Annotated in this window: 10 protein-coding genes and 1 riboswitch; of the genes, 4 read left to right on the forward strand and 6 right to left on the reverse strand. The window is 46.9% G+C overall.

Going from position 1 to position 15,369, the window contains the following annotated elements:
- Nucleotides 1–12: 12 nt before the first annotated feature.
- From BQ9893_RS13795 to BQ9893_RS13805, 3 genes are all read left to right on the forward strand, one after another.
- Nucleotides 13–948: a fimbrillin family protein gene (locus BQ9893_RS13795; protein WP_075966561.1), complete on the forward strand. Its 936-nt coding sequence runs from the start codon at nt 13–15 to the stop codon at nt 946–948.
- Between the two features lie 86 nt (nt 949–1,034).
- Entirely contained in the window at nt 1,035–1,940 is a 906-nt protein-coding gene (locus BQ9893_RS13800; protein WP_167369877.1) for a fimbrillin family protein, read from the forward strand.
- A 15-nt stretch (nt 1,941–1,955) separates the two neighbouring features.
- Nucleotides 1,956–3,248, forward strand: a complete 1,293-nt coding sequence (locus BQ9893_RS13805; RefSeq protein WP_075966563.1) for a leucine-rich repeat domain-containing protein — start codon at nt 1,956–1,958, stop codon at nt 3,246–3,248.
- Nucleotides 3,249–3,270: 22 nt separating this feature from the next.
- On the opposite strand, the gene BQ9893_RS13810 is transcribed toward BQ9893_RS13805, so the two are convergent.
- The 3 genes from BQ9893_RS13810 to gltX form a co-directional block, all read right to left on the reverse strand.
- Nucleotides 3,271–5,595: a GH92 family glycosyl hydrolase gene (locus BQ9893_RS13810; protein ID WP_075966564.1), complete on the reverse strand. Its 2,325-nt coding sequence runs from the start codon at nt 5,593–5,595 to the stop codon at nt 3,271–3,273.
- A gap of 124 nt (nt 5,596–5,719) precedes the next feature.
- A complete protein-coding gene (locus BQ9893_RS13815) occupies nt 5,720–6,958 on the reverse strand; it encodes a 3-deoxy-D-manno-octulosonic acid transferase (protein ID WP_075966565.1) in 1,239 nt (412 codons plus the stop codon).
- A gap of 71 nt (nt 6,959–7,029) precedes the next feature.
- A complete protein-coding gene (gene gltX / locus BQ9893_RS13820) occupies nt 7,030–8,544 on the reverse strand; it encodes a glutamate--tRNA ligase (protein ID WP_075966566.1) in 1,515 nt (504 codons plus the stop codon).
- Nucleotides 8,545–8,981: 437 nt separating this feature from the next.
- On the opposite strand from gltX, the gene BQ9893_RS13825 reads away from it, so the two are divergent.
- On the forward strand, nt 8,982–11,012 hold the full coding sequence (locus BQ9893_RS13825; RefSeq protein WP_075966567.1) for an HD family phosphohydrolase: 2,031 nt from the start codon (nt 8,982–8,984) through the stop codon (nt 11,010–11,012).
- A 167-nt stretch (nt 11,013–11,179) separates the two neighbouring features.
- On the opposite strand, the gene BQ9893_RS13830 is transcribed toward BQ9893_RS13825, so the two are convergent.
- The 3 genes from BQ9893_RS13830 to BQ9893_RS13840 form a co-directional block, all read right to left on the reverse strand.
- Nucleotides 11,180–11,656 carry a low molecular weight protein-tyrosine-phosphatase gene (locus BQ9893_RS13830; protein WP_075966568.1) on the reverse strand — a complete coding sequence of 159 codons (477 nt, stop codon included), beginning with the start codon at nt 11,654–11,656 and terminating at the stop codon, nt 11,180–11,182.
- A 32-nt stretch (nt 11,657–11,688) separates the two neighbouring features.
- Nucleotides 11,689–14,151, reverse strand: a complete 2,463-nt coding sequence (gene priA, locus BQ9893_RS13835) for a replication restart helicase PriA (protein WP_075966569.1) — start codon at nt 14,149–14,151, stop codon at nt 11,689–11,691.
- A 113-nt stretch (nt 14,152–14,264) separates the two neighbouring features.
- Nucleotides 14,265–14,852: a porin family protein gene (locus BQ9893_RS13840; protein WP_075966570.1), complete on the reverse strand. Its 588-nt coding sequence runs from the start codon at nt 14,850–14,852 to the stop codon at nt 14,265–14,267.
- Nucleotides 14,853–15,124: 272 nt separating this feature from the next.
- Nucleotides 15,125–15,323, reverse strand: a riboswitch (cobalamin riboswitch).
- Nucleotides 15,324–15,369 lie beyond the last annotated feature (46 nt).

The following is a 15,369-nucleotide window of genomic DNA, read 5'->3' on the forward strand; positions in this document are numbered from 1 at the left end:
TATACAACGATTATGAAGACTTTCAAATTCTTATATATCACTGCCACAGCATTGCTGTTTGCAGCTTGCACTAATGACAACGAGGAAGTGGACAACGGTAGTCTTGTTACAGCAACCGTACAAGCAGACATCTTCAAGACCATCACACGTGCTACTGTAAATAACTCATGGTCTGAAAATGATGCCATAGGCGTATATGTAACTTCTGCGGGCTATACAACGGGAAACAATGTGAAATATACAACATCATTAGGCAATGGAATATTCGAGTCAAGTTCTCCGATATACTTTGCCGACGCAACGGAAAACACCGTTTTCAGTGCCTATTATCCATATCAAGAAAACGTTGACGACGACGGCACCATCTATAATTGGAGTATGGCAATGGTAGAGGAAGGTGTTCCATGCCCGGCCGACTTCCTTTTTGCGTCAGGCGCAACTGCCAGTAAATCTTCTCCCCAAGTGAAGTTTACTGGAGACAACAACTTCAAGCATTGCATGAGTATGATACAGCTGATTATTAAGGCTGGCAATGGTATTAATGCAGAATATGCAAATCTTAAAGGTGATTTAAGTTTGAAAAATATCTACACAAAAGGTTCTGTTAATACAAGAACAGGTGGAGTCACAACTACTGGGGAAAGAGACTCTTCTATCCCCTTCTCTGTAGATAATAAAAGCTTAAAAGATGATGCTACCTGTGAGTTTATATTATTTCCTCAGCCTTTGGAAAATAATAAAATGGATATTGAACTAAATGTAGCTGCGAATGGCACGATCAACACTTATACAACATCATTGAATTCACCGACCAACAATGAGTTTAAGGGTGGTAATAGGTACACATATATTATACGTGTCAACAATACTGGTATAGTAATTGAAAATGCAGATATTACAGCATGGAGGTCCTATGACGGAGGCGATCTCGACGCCGAACAGCAATGACGATGATAAAGAAAGTACGATAGGAAATACAGGGTTAGTGAGTTTGATCGCTCACTAACTCACTAACTACAAAAAAACAGATGATTATGAAGAAGACAATACAAATTTCCTATGCAGTATTCGCATTGATGGCAATGAGCTTTGCTGCATGTACGCAAAATGAGGATATAACTCCCTTTCTAAGTGGGCAAGAAATTAACGCGACCTTCTCCATCGGGGGTGTACAGACTCGTGTTAACACATTGGATTATTATGGTAACCAGTGGGAAGATGGAAATCAAATTAATGTACAGGTGTTTACAGACGAGACTGCGCCAGGTGACTCTATCCATCTTACTTATGATGGTAACAACAAGACATGGTCTCGTGATAGCCGTTTCCACTGGTTAGATAAGTCCGGCAAACATACGATATTGGCAGTATATCCATCAGAGTATAAATTTGATAAGTTTGATTTGCCTAAAAATCAAGACTCATCAGAGGCATTAAAGTCTGCCGATTTAATTAATGGCTATTGGCACGAAGACCCTGATAGGTATGATAGGTATGTAGATATTCCAATGAAACATCGTATGGCTTTGGTTATGATAACATATCATGTTGGCACAGCTGATTATCCTAATATGGACATTAGTGAACCACAGGTATACTCTAAACATATGAATGTCACTTTTAAGATTGACCAAGAACAGGGAAAGCTTGTTATGGATCAGCCTACTGGCAATCCTGATTGGGTAACAGCTTGTAAGCACGATACCAACAAGTTTTCTGCAATAGTAATACCTGGCTCATACGCAACTGGAGAGATTTTCTTGAAATTCGAGTTAGACAACAAGAATTTTTTTGTAAAAATGAAGACACCTACAGAATTTGAGGAAGGTTATCGCTACACTTATGAACTCAACATTGGAAAAAACAAAGTAGAACTAACCCAAATTAGTTCTGATGATTTGGCAGGTTGGGATAACGACAACGAAGAAGAACTCAAGTAATTAGAGAACAGGAATATGAAAAAGATATTTCAATACATCATATTAGTTATCGCTACTATAGTAGCGGTATCATGTACAAGCGATATAGAAAATACAACCGTAAAAACAGGCAAGAGCAATATTCAGTTTGTTGTTGGTGATTTCCCAACATTCGGAGATTCACAGACTCGTGCTGTAGGTACACCTGATGAAGGCAAGATTTCATGGGAAGCTGGAGATGAGCTGCTTTTGGAGGTAAATAGCCGTACTTTAGGGGCTAAGTATGCAACTTTTACATATAATGGCAATAAATGGGAATTGACAAGTGGCGAGCCTGCTTATAAAGAAGACGAAGTGCCATTTATACCTCATGTATATTATGCCCCTAATTACAAATGGGAATCTGGCAAATTAACTTTGAAAGAAGGCAAGGTCCCAGGAATGGATGAATACATTGAAGGAACAGCACAAATCACCCCTAATGGCGAGGGAATAACTGTATCTTTTTCTAATGCGACACGAAGCTATTCACGCCTCCGTATTGCGACGATTCCAAATAAAGCAATAACAGTTGTTACCAACAAGTTCGTTCCAGCCCAAGGTAGTGGTCCAATAGAAGTCACCTATAGTCTTACTTCAGACAATAATGGCAATGCCTTTTTGTATGGCAATTTTGAAGAGAGCTCGTCTGTTACCGTGAAATATGAGGGAACGTCTTTAGCTGCTTATAAATTCTCCCAAGCAACAGTAAAGGGTAAAAGTTATGCACTGGATGCTACTGTTGTTTCATTGGCAGATGAAGCTATCACTTTCGAGCAAATAGTGGAAGCCGTTAAGAATGAATTTGATGCGGGCAAGACAAACATCAATCTCACCCTTGCTCACGATACAGATAGTACTGTATTGGATGCAATACATTATGGGCTTGCAGAAGCTGGGTATTGCAGTATAAATCTTACATTGATGGGATGTAAGAAGATTCCTTCAAAAGGATTTATGAGTTGGGGAATGCTAAAATCTATAGCTCTTCCAGATGTTACAGAAATCGAAGAAAATGCTTTTTCCGGTTGTGCATGGCTTCAGAAAGTTGTCTTTGGTAATCTTACTAAAGTATATGGAAAAGCAGATATAAACGGAATCTTTGAGGGGTGTACCACCAAAGACATCGACTTGGTTTTGTCAAAAGACCAAAAAGTCATGAATGGTGGCGATATAGAAGGTGGGCAATATTGCTGGACTCCTGATAATACAGAAAATTATAGGGGTAGCGATGACCACAATGCAATAGAGTTTCTCGGTTATAAGTTCAAGTCTATTACATGTGAATAATATCGAGTTCCATAAAATATTATCACTCTTTTCCCCAATCCGAAGGTTTTGCACCCATTTGGAGAACAAGCGTTCCGCCTGCCGCCAGATCGGCGTGCGTCAGGTAATATTTATCATACTTCTTACCGTTGAGCGTCGCACTCTGGATATAGATATTCTCCGGACTGTTGTCGCGGGCTTCGATCACAAAAGAACCGCCAGTCGCATAAGTCGGGTCCAGACGAAACTCCACCCGGTCGAATACGGGGCTGGTGATCTCATAGCGGCCATCGCCCGGACATATCGGATGTATGCCGGAAGCCGCCAACACATACCACGCCGACATCTGCCCGACGTCTTCGTTCCCCACCAAACCGGTCACTTTGTCGTGATAAGCATTCCGGCAAATGTCGCGTGTCCATTTCTGGGTAAGCGAAGGCACTCCCAACCGGTTGAACAGGAAAGGAACATGATGGACCGGTTCATTGGCATGGTTATAATAGTCATTCCAAAGATAGTCGCCCGGTGTTTTCTCAAACATATCCTCCAGGTCGGCCAAAGCCTTTTCACGGCCACCCATCAGACGGACCATCCCTTCGACATCGTGCGGCACGAACCACCCCTGCTGGTAAGGATTGGATTCCACGCAACCATAGCCCTCTTGCAAACGCCCTTTTTCAGGCAAAGAAGAAAAAGCGCCTTTCTCGTCACGCGGACGGAACCACCCCGATTCAGGATCGAAGATAGTTGCATACGACAAGGCTCGTTTGTCAAACTCCGCCCGGTCGCCCTCTTTTCCCAACCACTCGGCCAGACGAGCCATGCACCAGTCCGTATAATCATATTCCAACGTGCAGGAAATATTGCCGGGCGTATAGCCGTCGTCATTGTTGCCAAAGCGCCGGGAAGTGTTCAGAGCATAGCGGTAGGCTTTCTCCACGTCATAATCCCGAATACCTTTCTGGTAGGCATCGCACAAAACCGAAATGGCGGGATTGCCCACCATGCAACCGGAGTAAGCATTCAAGAGCTCCCACCGTTCGAGATATTCGTTGCCGCTCTGGTCGGCTATCTCCACAAGCGAATTGACAAGATCGTTCACCATCGTCGGGTTGATGATGGTCTGAAGAGGCATCTGGCTACGGAAGACGTCCCATCCGCTGAAGATAGTCCGCTTACGGAACTTGCCGGTCTGATGGATCTTTTTATCCGCCCCGAGGTATTCGCCGTTGACATCGCTACACAGGCGCGGGTCGATCAACGTATGATAAAGAGCCGTGTAGAAAATTCTCTTTTCCTCATCGGTTCCTCCCTTGATAGAAACTTTCGCCAACTCGTCATTCCAAAGATGGACACACTCGGCATGCGTCCGGTCAAAATCAAAGTCTTTCATCTCCGCCGCCAGATTTTCTTCTGCGTTTTTCAAACTGGTATAAGAGATGCCGCTCTTTAACAAGATCACCTCATCGGGTTTGGTTTCAAAATTGGCATAAAAACCTAAATGTTTGCCTTCAAAAGAAGAAACAGAAGGATGGACGGCTGCCTGCCGAATCGCTTCGCGATAGCGCTCGCTACAAACATCTTCACGCTTACGCCCCCAATCGTCCGGAATATCGGCAGACCAAACGCCATGCCCGGAAAATGGCCGGGAAAATTGAGCATAGAAATAGACCGTATAATCAGCCTTGCCGTCTCCGTTTCCCCAACCGCCTCCATCAGGCGTGCATTGCATCCAACCTTTGATGGTATGGTCGTCCACCACCTCTATGCTTTGAAATGTCGATGTCCCTCCCACCCGGCGTGCCAGATCGACCTGGATACGAGCTTCCTTGCTTTCCGGGAAGGTAAAACGAAGCATTCCGCTATGAGGTAAAGCGGTAGCTTCCGCCTGAATCTTATAATCGGAAAGAAAAACAGAGTAATAGCCCGCCGAAGCCTTTTCGGTTTTCTTGTCATAGCGCGAACGGTAACCTTCTTCCGGCCGATCTTCCGTCCCGGCAAATGTATGAAGAGGACCAACGGCCGGCATCACCAGAAAGTTCCCCAAATCGCCGTACCAACCGATGCCGGACATTTGTGTAAAAGCAAAACCTTCGATGGTCGTATGTTCATAACTATAGCCAGGGCCGTTGTCGCCTCCGGTAATCGTGTTGGGACTGACCTGCACCATACCGAAAGGAGCGGTCGCTCCGGGAAACGTTTTTCCAAGTCCATGACTCGCGCCCGCCAGTTCCGTATTCGTTGAAGCACCCACAAACGGATTTACATAAGAAGACAAAGGGCCTTCTGCTGCTTCATGCCTTCCTGTATGGCAAGACATTAGAGAAATGACGGAGAATAAACCAATCGAAAATAGCCTAAAATTCATTACTAATAATGATTTAAGAAATACACTAAAAACAAAAAGCACGCTGATACGACAGACCCGTCCGGCCTTCACCATCAGCATGCCATATTCATATAAACTTCGGAAACTGCCGGAGACACACCGCCTACAAAGCCATTTCCTTCAATATACCATCCGTCGCACCCGCATTGCCTTTCACGAACCGTCCGGCACTCTCGCCGGCAGCCTCCAAGACTTCAGCGTAGGTCAGCAGCTCGTCCATTTTGGCCACGAACTCGTCTTTCGATGCAACCGAGAATCCTCCGCCCACCTTGATCAGGTCACGGGCCTCCTTGAACTTCTGATACCGGGGACCGAACAACACCGGAATACCATAAACCGCCGCTTCCAGCGTATTATGGATGCCGGCGCCGAAACCGCCGCCGATATAAGCAATCGTCCCATACCGATAGATGGAAGACAGCAATCCGAAACTATCCACGATCAGGCAATCTTTCCCTTCAAGCAGGCTCTTGTCCTGCATCACATCGGACAGACGGACAGACGGGCGTTTCAGCAACGACTCGATATACATCAGATGTTCCCGGTGGATTTCGTGCGGAGCGATGATCAGCTTCATCTCCGGATGTTCGTTGAAATAAGGGATCAGAATCTCCTCATCCTGTGGCCAGGAACTTCCGGCGATCAAGGCCAGGCTTCTTTCTCCTGTTTCACCGGTGACGAATCGTTCGACTTCGGGCAACTCACGCGCCTGATTACGCACATCCAAGACACGGTCGAAACGGGTATCGCCGCAGACCGTCACGTTACGGATGCCATATTGCCCGAGCAGTTCCTTCGAACGTTCGTCCTGCACGAACAAATGCGTAAAGCTGTACAGCATCTTCCGGTAAGAGGCTCCGAACCATTGAAAGAACAACTGGTCGGGACGAAAGATCGCCGAAATGATATAGACCGGAATACCCCGCTTCTTCAACTCATGCAAATAGTTTCCCCAAAACTCATACTTGATGAAAACAGCCACTGCCGGATTCGCCAGATTCAGGAACTTCTTCACCCGGTAAGGCGTATCGAAAGGCAGGTAGCAGATAACATCCACCCCGTTATAGTTTTTCCGTACTTCATAGCCGGAGGGAGAAAAGAAAGTAAGCAATATCTTATATTCCGGATATTGCGCCTTGATCTTTTCAATCATGGGACGTCCCTGTTCGAACTCGCCCAACGAAGAAGCATGGAACCAGATGTACTTTGCATTCCGGTCTATCTTCTCCCGTAAAATGCTATTTGTCTTCCACTGGCCGAAACGCATCAGACGCGCCTTCTGGTGGAAAGGAGAAATCAAAGCGACAATAAAGGCATAAAAATGTATGAGTAAGCTGTACATGGTAAAACAATTTATAATTTATGATTTATGATTTATCATCGATACATAAATCATAAATCATAAATCTGAAATCATAATTTCTCTATCGCTCTCTGGATACGGCGGATCGACTCTTCCTTTCCCAAGGCTTCTGTTATGTCGAAAATATGCGGTCCTTTGCCTTCGCCGACAAGGGCCAGGCGGGTTGCATTCATTATATTTCCCAAATGGTAACCTTTGCTTTCAATCCAGGCTTTCACCTCTTCTTCCGTACCTTCGATATCGAACGGTTCGCGTGCGCGAAGCACTTCGATCAGCTCGGTAAGTTGGGCGGCACTGTCTTCCTTCCAGCGTTTTTTACGCGTCTTTTCGTCATACTCTGTCGGAGCAATGAAGAAAAACGAACAGAGATCCCACAAATCCTTGATAAAGGTAGCACGGTCTTTCATCATCGCCACGACCTTCTCCACATACGCCGGGTCGGCTTTCACACCGTGGCTTTCGAGGATCGGCATAAAGAGGGCGGCCGCTTTCTTGTTGTCCATTGCCTGGATATAGTGATGGTTGAACCATTTTCCCTTTTCGTAATCGAACTTGGCTCCGCTCTTGCTGCAACGGCTCAGGTCGAAGCAGCGGATCAGCTCGTCCATGCTCATCACTTCCTGGTCATTGCCCGGATTCCATCCTAACAGGGCCAGGAAGTTGACAACAGCTTCGGGCAGGTAGCCGCTCTCGCGATAGCCAGAAGAAATCTCGCCGCTCTTCGGGTCATGCCATTCCAACGGGAACACGGGGAAACCTAGACGGTCGCCGTCACGCTTGCTCAGCTTGCCGTTGCCTTCCGGTTTCAAGAGCAAAGCCAGGTGTGCGAACCGGGGCATCGTCTCTTCCCAACCGAAATAGCGGTACAACAGTACGTGGAGCGGGGCGCTCGGCAACCATTCTTCACCTCGGATCACATGCGTAACTTCCATCAAATGGTCGTCCACGATATTGGCCAGGTGATAAGTAGGCAGCTGGTCGGCCGATTTATACAAGACTTTATCATCCAAGATAGAAGAGTTGATAACCACTTCGCCACGGATCAGGTCGTTCACATGAATGTCTTCATTGGGTTCGATCTTAACACGGACCACATACTGGGCTCCGGCAGCGATCAAGGATTTCACCTCTTCGTCGGAAAGAGTCAGCGAGTTGCGCATCTGCATGCGGGTGGATGCATCATACTGGAAATTGGGTATTTCTTTCCGTTTGGCATCCAACTCTTCGGGCGTGTCGAACGCGATATAAGCCTTACCGGCCTTCAACAACTGATCGACATACTTTTTGTAAATATCCCGGCGTTCACTCTGACGGTAAGGGCCATACTCGCCTCCGAAACCGACACCTTCGTCAAATTTGATTCCCAACCAGGTCAACGCCTCTATAATATAAGCTTCCGCTCCGGGAACAAAACGCTGCGAATCGGTATCTTCAATACGGAGAATCAGATCTCCACCATTCTGTTTGGCAAACAGATAATTGTATAAAGCTGTACGAACACCTCCGATATGCAAGGGTCCTGTAGGACTCGGTGCAAACCGTACTCTTACTTTTCTTTGAGTCATAATCTTTTTAACAATTGACAATTAACAATTGACAATTGACAATTAAGGTTGATAATTGACAATTATCAGGAAGACCGGAAGTCTCCTAATCATCAATTGCCAATCGTCCTTTGTCAATTGCCTGCGTTTTTAATTTGCAAAAGTAGCCCTTTTTTTTCTCTTAGTAAACTTTTTTATGTACATTTCGCCAATCAATACATAACTGTATTTTTTATAAGAAGTAAATGATAATTTATCGGTGTAAAATAAAATAATGGCGATCCGTGTAGGGGCGAGGTTCTACTCCGCCCTATGCAATCAACATTCCTCTATTGAATGACAATGGGCAGAGCAGAGCCCTGCCCCTACGAAACGACAATCATTTTTGTATAACCATGCCATCCATGTTTTACACAGATAAATCTGTATTTAAAGAATGATCAATAAAACAAAACAGTATGAAGGTAAAAAACTATAGCATACATCCGAGTGTCTATTTTATCGTAGCCGCCTTGCTGATCGCTTACTTCTTCCCGCGGGAAGGGAAGTTCCGCTACCAGTTTCATGAAGGGAAACCCTGGCGATACGGATTGCTTACCGCTCCGGGCGACTTTCCTATCTACAAGACAGATGCGGAAGTACAAGCCGAACGCGACAGCGCTCTCAAGAAGTTCGAACCTTATTACCGGCTGGATGCCACAATCGAATCCAAAGAAATAGACAAACTCCGCACCGACTATCAGGGTACGCTGAAAAAGCGGGCGACCCCGGCCTATATGCAGTATATCGAAAACAGCTTGCAGAAGCTATACCGGGACGGAATCATTTCCACCCAGGAAATGGAAGAACTCAGGAAAGAGGAATATCCCCGCATCAACCTGCTCGCGGGCAGCGTCGCACAACCCCACTACAGCAGCGAGTTCTTTACGGTCAAGACGGCGTATGAGTTCATCATCAACAATTGCCCTTCCTACCTGGACAAGTCGGCCTTGCAATCCTGCGATATCAATAACTACCTGGTGGAAAATGTCACATACGACAAGGCAATGTCGGATAAAGTCAAAGAAGACATCCTGAACAGTGTCCCGCTGGCCAACGGCATGATACAAGCGGGAGAGCGCATCGTCGACCGGGGCGAGATCATCGACAACCACACTTACAACGTGCTTCGCTCCCTTAAGATCGTACATGAGACCAAGTCCGGAGGCGCCCAGCGGCAAGGGATCATCATGGGAGGTCTGTCTGTGTTGGTATTCGGGATTCTCTTCTGCTTCTGGCTGTACCTATGGTCCTTCCGGTTGAAGATACTGCATAACAGGAAGAATACGCTTTTCCTCGTGCTCTGCATATTCGTAAGTTGCATCTTGACAGAGCTTTGCGTGACGTACGGGTTGTTCAATGTCTATATCCTTCCGTTCGCCATCGTGCCGATTGTCGTACGCACGTTCTTCGACTCGCGTACGGCACTGTTCACACATCTGATCATCGTGCTGATCTGCTCGCTGATGGTGCCTTTTCCACACGAATTTCTGTTGCTCCAGGTGATTGCCGGCATGGTCGTGACATTCAGTTTGAAAGACTTATATGAACGTTCGCAGTTGATCCGTTGCGCATTTTTCATCTTCATGTCCTACGTTCTCTGCTACATCAGCCTGTCCATCTACCAGGAAGCGGACTTCAAGAAGATCAACTGGATGATGATGCTCTATTTCGGCATCAACTTCATCCTGCTGATGTTTACATATATATTGGTCTATATGTTGGAAAAGACATTCGGCTATGTGTCCAGCATTACACTGGTCGAACTCTCCAACATCAACACGCCGATCCTAAAGAAATTGTCTGAAATATCTCCGGGCACTTTCCAACATTCCCTGCAAGTGTCGATCTTAGCGTCTGAAGCAGCAGCCGCCATCGGGGCAAATGCGCAACTCGTGCGTACAGGAGCCATGTTTCATGATATCGGGAAGATGGCGAACCCGGCGTTCTTCACCGAAAACCAGAGCAGCATCAACCCGCACAGCCAGCTATCGTTCGACCAGAGTGCGAGAATCATCATCAACCACGTGAACGATGGTGTCAAGATCGCAGAAAAAGCGATGTTGCCTAAAGCCATCATCGACTTTATCCGAACCCATCACGGACGCGGAAAAGCCAAATACTTCTACAACTCTTTCAAAAACCAATATCCCGACCGCGAGATAGACGAAGAGGCTTTCACCTATCCGGGACCGAACCCGTTCTCGAAAGAGACAGCCGTCCTGATGATGGCCGACTCCGTCGAAGCGGCCTCCCGCAGCCTGAAAGAACACACGGAAGAAAACATACGTGCCTTAGTCGACAAGATCATAGACGGACAGATCGCCGACGGACTGATGCGCAACGCCCCGTTGACATTCAAAGATGTGGAAACAATCAAGAATGTCTTTGTGGAAAAGCTGAAGATCATGTACCATACGCGGATCAGTTATCCGGATTTGAAGAAGTAGGGTTGCACATCTTCTTGCAATCCTTTGTTCCCGCAATCAAAGCAAAAGTATCTGCGGTCGAAACTTTAGCTTCATGGCTCGAAACTCAAGTGTCTGCGGTCGAAACTTTAGTCTCTGCGGTCGAAACAGAAGTTTCGACCGAGGAAACTAAAGTTACTAGAATGAAACTAAAGCTTTTCCAGCAACCCCGCACAAGCATCTTCCAGTAGATCGAGGACCAGTTCGAAACCTTCCGCTCCGCTATAGTACGGATCGGGAACATAGTCATACAGCTTGTTCCGGGAATATTCCGTCATCTGATGTATCTTTCCCACGGATTCCAAATCCGGAGCTTTCCGTTTGAGATCGTCAATATTACGGTTGTCCATGCCGATGATCAGGTCGAAGTCGAAAAAGTCGTCCGTACATACCGGACGGGAGACCGAATCCAACTTATATCCCCTACGGGCTGCATGCGAACGCATACGCGGATCAGCCTTTTCTCCTGCGTGATACCCGATGATACCGGCCGAATCGACCTTGATCCGCCCGTCTAATCCCGCATCATGCACCAATTTCTTCATCACAGCCTCAGCCGACGGTGACCGGCAAATATTCCCCAGACACACAAACAATATCTTATATTCTCCTTTCTTTTCTTCCATCTTTCTTAATTTTTTGATTTATGATTTTTCTCTTACGCCGGATCCACATCATAGTGCACGATCAGTTGCTTAAATGGCAAGTAGCGTTGCATATCGGCATGTACCGATTCCAGTATCTCGCGTACCGGAGCGATCGCAGCGGCAATCTCTATCTTTAAAACAATCTTCCGGATATGAAGAGTCTGTACGCGCGTTATCGGCGGTGTGACAGGCCCAAGCACACGTTCGCCCAGGCGGCGGCGCAGGTTTTCGGCGTATAAAGCCGATAGCTCTTGCAAAACAGAATCATTCCGGCTACGCAAGACAATCACGATCAAACGGTAGTAAGGCGGATAGCGGAACATGCTCCGCTCACTCAATTGAAAGCGCACCATCCCCTTATAGTCAAAACATTCCACCATACGGATCAACGGATGGTTGGGCTGAGACGTTTGCAGGACAACCGTTCCCCGCTTATCCCGCCTTCCGGCACGGCCGCTCACCTGTACCATCAGCTGGAAGGCACGTTCATGAGCCCGGAAATCCGGAAAGTTCATCAGGTTGTCGGCATTCAGGATGCCGACAACACCGACGTTGCCGAAATCCAGGCCTTTCGACAGCATCTGGGTTCCGATCAATATCTGCGTTTTACCTTTCTCAAAGTCTGCAATGATCCGCTCATAGGCCGTACGGGTACGGGCGGTATCGAAATCCAGGCGCTCGACTTTGGCAGAAGGGAAGAGAGCTGCGATCTCCTCCTCCACCATCTCGGTCCCAAACCCCATCGTACGAAGTTCCGGACTCTGGCATTCCGGACATTGGCGGGGCAACTGGATTTTATATCCGCAATAGTGGCATACCAGCTCGTTGCGAAACTTATGATACGTCAGGCTGACATCGCAATTGACGCAATGGGGAACCCAACCGCAGCTCTTGCACTCGATCACCGGAGCGAATCCACGGCGGTTCTGGAACAGGATCGCCTGCTCTCCTTTCCTTAACGCTTCGCCCAACTTTTCCACCAGAACCGGCGAAAAGAGCGTATCTTTCATGATCTTCTTACGTCTCAACTCCTTGATATCGACCGTCAGTATTTCCGGCATCAGCCGATCGCCATAACGGGTAGTGAGTTCCACCAAACCGTATTTGCCGGTAGTGGCATTAAAATAGGAATCGATGGATGGAGTGGCAGAGCCCAACAATGTTTTCGCCCCATGCATACCAGCCAACACCAAAGCCGCATTCCGGGCATGATAACGCGGAGCCGGATCTTGCTGCTTATAGGTATTCTCATGCTCTTCGTCCACAATGATCAAACCTAAATCCTTGAATGGCAAAAACAAAGAGGAACGGACACCTAACACTAACATCGGTTCGCCCGCATGCAGCAAACGGTTCCAGACTTCCACCCGCTCGTTATCGGAGAATTTGGAATGATAGACCAGCAACTTATCTCCGAACAACTTAGCAAGCCGTTCCGTGATCTGGGTCGTGATGGCGATCTCAGGCAACATATACAAAACCTGGCGTCCCATTTTCAGCACCTCGTCGATCAGCCGCACGTAGACTTCCGTCTTTCCACTGGATGTAACGCCGTGCAGCAGGCAGACTTCTTTCTCCCGGAAGACATCATGTATCTCCCCGTAGGCCTTCTCCTGCGCCGCACTTAAAGGGTTAAGGGGTTGCAAACGGCAAACCGGAATTTGCAAACGTCCCACCTCTTTTTCATAACTTTCCAGCACACCCCGCTTCAGCACACCGTCCAGTATGGCCGCAGAACAACCGCTGCTCTCCAACAGTTCTTTCTTCGACAATTCGCGTACCAGTACCGGATTAAGCGCATGACTGAGTTCAAGGAAACAGATCAACAGGTGTTCCTGCTTCTTCGCCCGCTTGAAATCTGCAAACACGGCCTGTAGTTTTTCTTCATCTTTATACGCCTCTGCAAGACGGATAAAGGTCTGCATCTTCGGCACAAAGCCCCGCTTCAGTTCCTCGCTCACCTCAACCGCACCCTTAGCCATCAGGGAAGCGACAACAGGCACGACATTCCGTAGCCCGGTTTTCTTTTCCAGTTCGGAAACCGTCAGCTTCAAAACACCGGTAAAGGCATCCAACACAGCCTGCTCATTCGGCCGCAAAGGTCCGTCGGCTTCGAACTCTTCATTGTAGGTGACAGCCGTTTCACTCTCTAACTTCAAGCCGGAAGGCAAAGCCGCCTTATAAACATCTCCTAACTTGCACAAGTAATAGGAGGCGATCCATTTCCAGAAACGAAGTTGCGGACGACGGAGCACCGGCGTGGCGTCCAACAAGGCGTAAATCTCTTTCGTCTCATACTGGCTGTCGGTTACACGGTCGTGCACATCCATGACGATAGCCGTATAGTAACGCTTCTTTCCGAAATGGACGATCACCCGGCAACCGGGTATCACCGTCTGTTCCAGATCGGGCGGTATGCTATAGGTATAGCTGTTCTCTAACGGAAGCGGGAGTATAACGTCTGCGTACTTCATTCTTATCCTTTTTACACGAACCAATGTTCATAGCGATGCCAAAAGTAACAAAAAAGGCCGGACTGTTAAAGCCCGACCTTTGTTTATCTGATCGCAAATATTCTGTATTCCTTTTAGAACAGGATGGCAGCCGTAATCGACCAACCCCGGTTCTTACCGTTTAATTCGAACTTTGACGCACTATAATCATCCGTCAAGCCGAGAGCATAATTGAAACCAACCTGCAAATGTTTGATCAGTTCCACACCGCCGCCCAAATTCAAACCGGCATTAAAGCTTTTTGCCTTCAACTGCTCTCCGACCGATCCCGGAATATCCCAGAACTTATCACCGCCCACACGGAAACCGACATACGGGCCGGCAGCCAGATATCCTTTGATAATAGGCAGGCCGAATTTCCATTTCAAATTAACCGGGACATCGATATAGTCATTCTTAATGTCTTTCTCGCTCTTCACGCCTATCCCTTTTTGAGAATACAGGATAGCCGCATCAAAACCGACTCCCATTACCGGGGCCATCACTTCCACCATCGGACCGATGTTAAATCCGGTCACATTATCCTTTTCTACAATATCCTTGTTGAAATGAACAGACGAAATATTCAAACCGCCTTTTATACCGAACTTAATCTGGGATTTCGCAGGAACGGCTATCAATGCCATCACTGCCAATAATATAAGCCCTACAATCTTTTTCATACTTTTCCTTTAATTAGTTAATACGAATTACAAATAAACGCACTTTTCCATTAATAAACAAATATCACCGCCTAAGTGTTGCCAATGTTACCATCCGTAAAAGGAAAGCATGAACCGAAGGCGGAGCTCATCCCGCAAACAGATTCATGCCTCTTTTCCTAATTATTATGGCAAAATAATTAAAAACAAACAGATAGGCTACGGGAAACGGGAATAAAGAAAGGCAAAAACCTGCGGCTTTACTGTTCTCTTCCGGCCTTTCCTCGAAGCCGTCGAAAAAAATATGCGTTGCAGGTCTTCTGACTTACTTCCGGTATGAGCGCCTTCCCAACTTGCGTCAGTGGCATAAAAGAATTGCCCAATCCGTTTTTTGAAGCTTACAGCAGCGGGACTGTCCGGGATTTGCACCCGATTCCCTTTTAATCCTTTTCCGCAGATTGCGAAACAGGAACAATGCATGGGACAAATATAGAAATATTTTCCATATATTTCTCATCTTACTACAGGAAAAAGATGA

The organism is Parabacteroides massiliensis, assembly GCF_900155425.1.
GTDB classification, from domain to species: domain Bacteria; phylum Bacteroidota; class Bacteroidia; order Bacteroidales; family Tannerellaceae; genus Parabacteroides; species Parabacteroides massiliensis.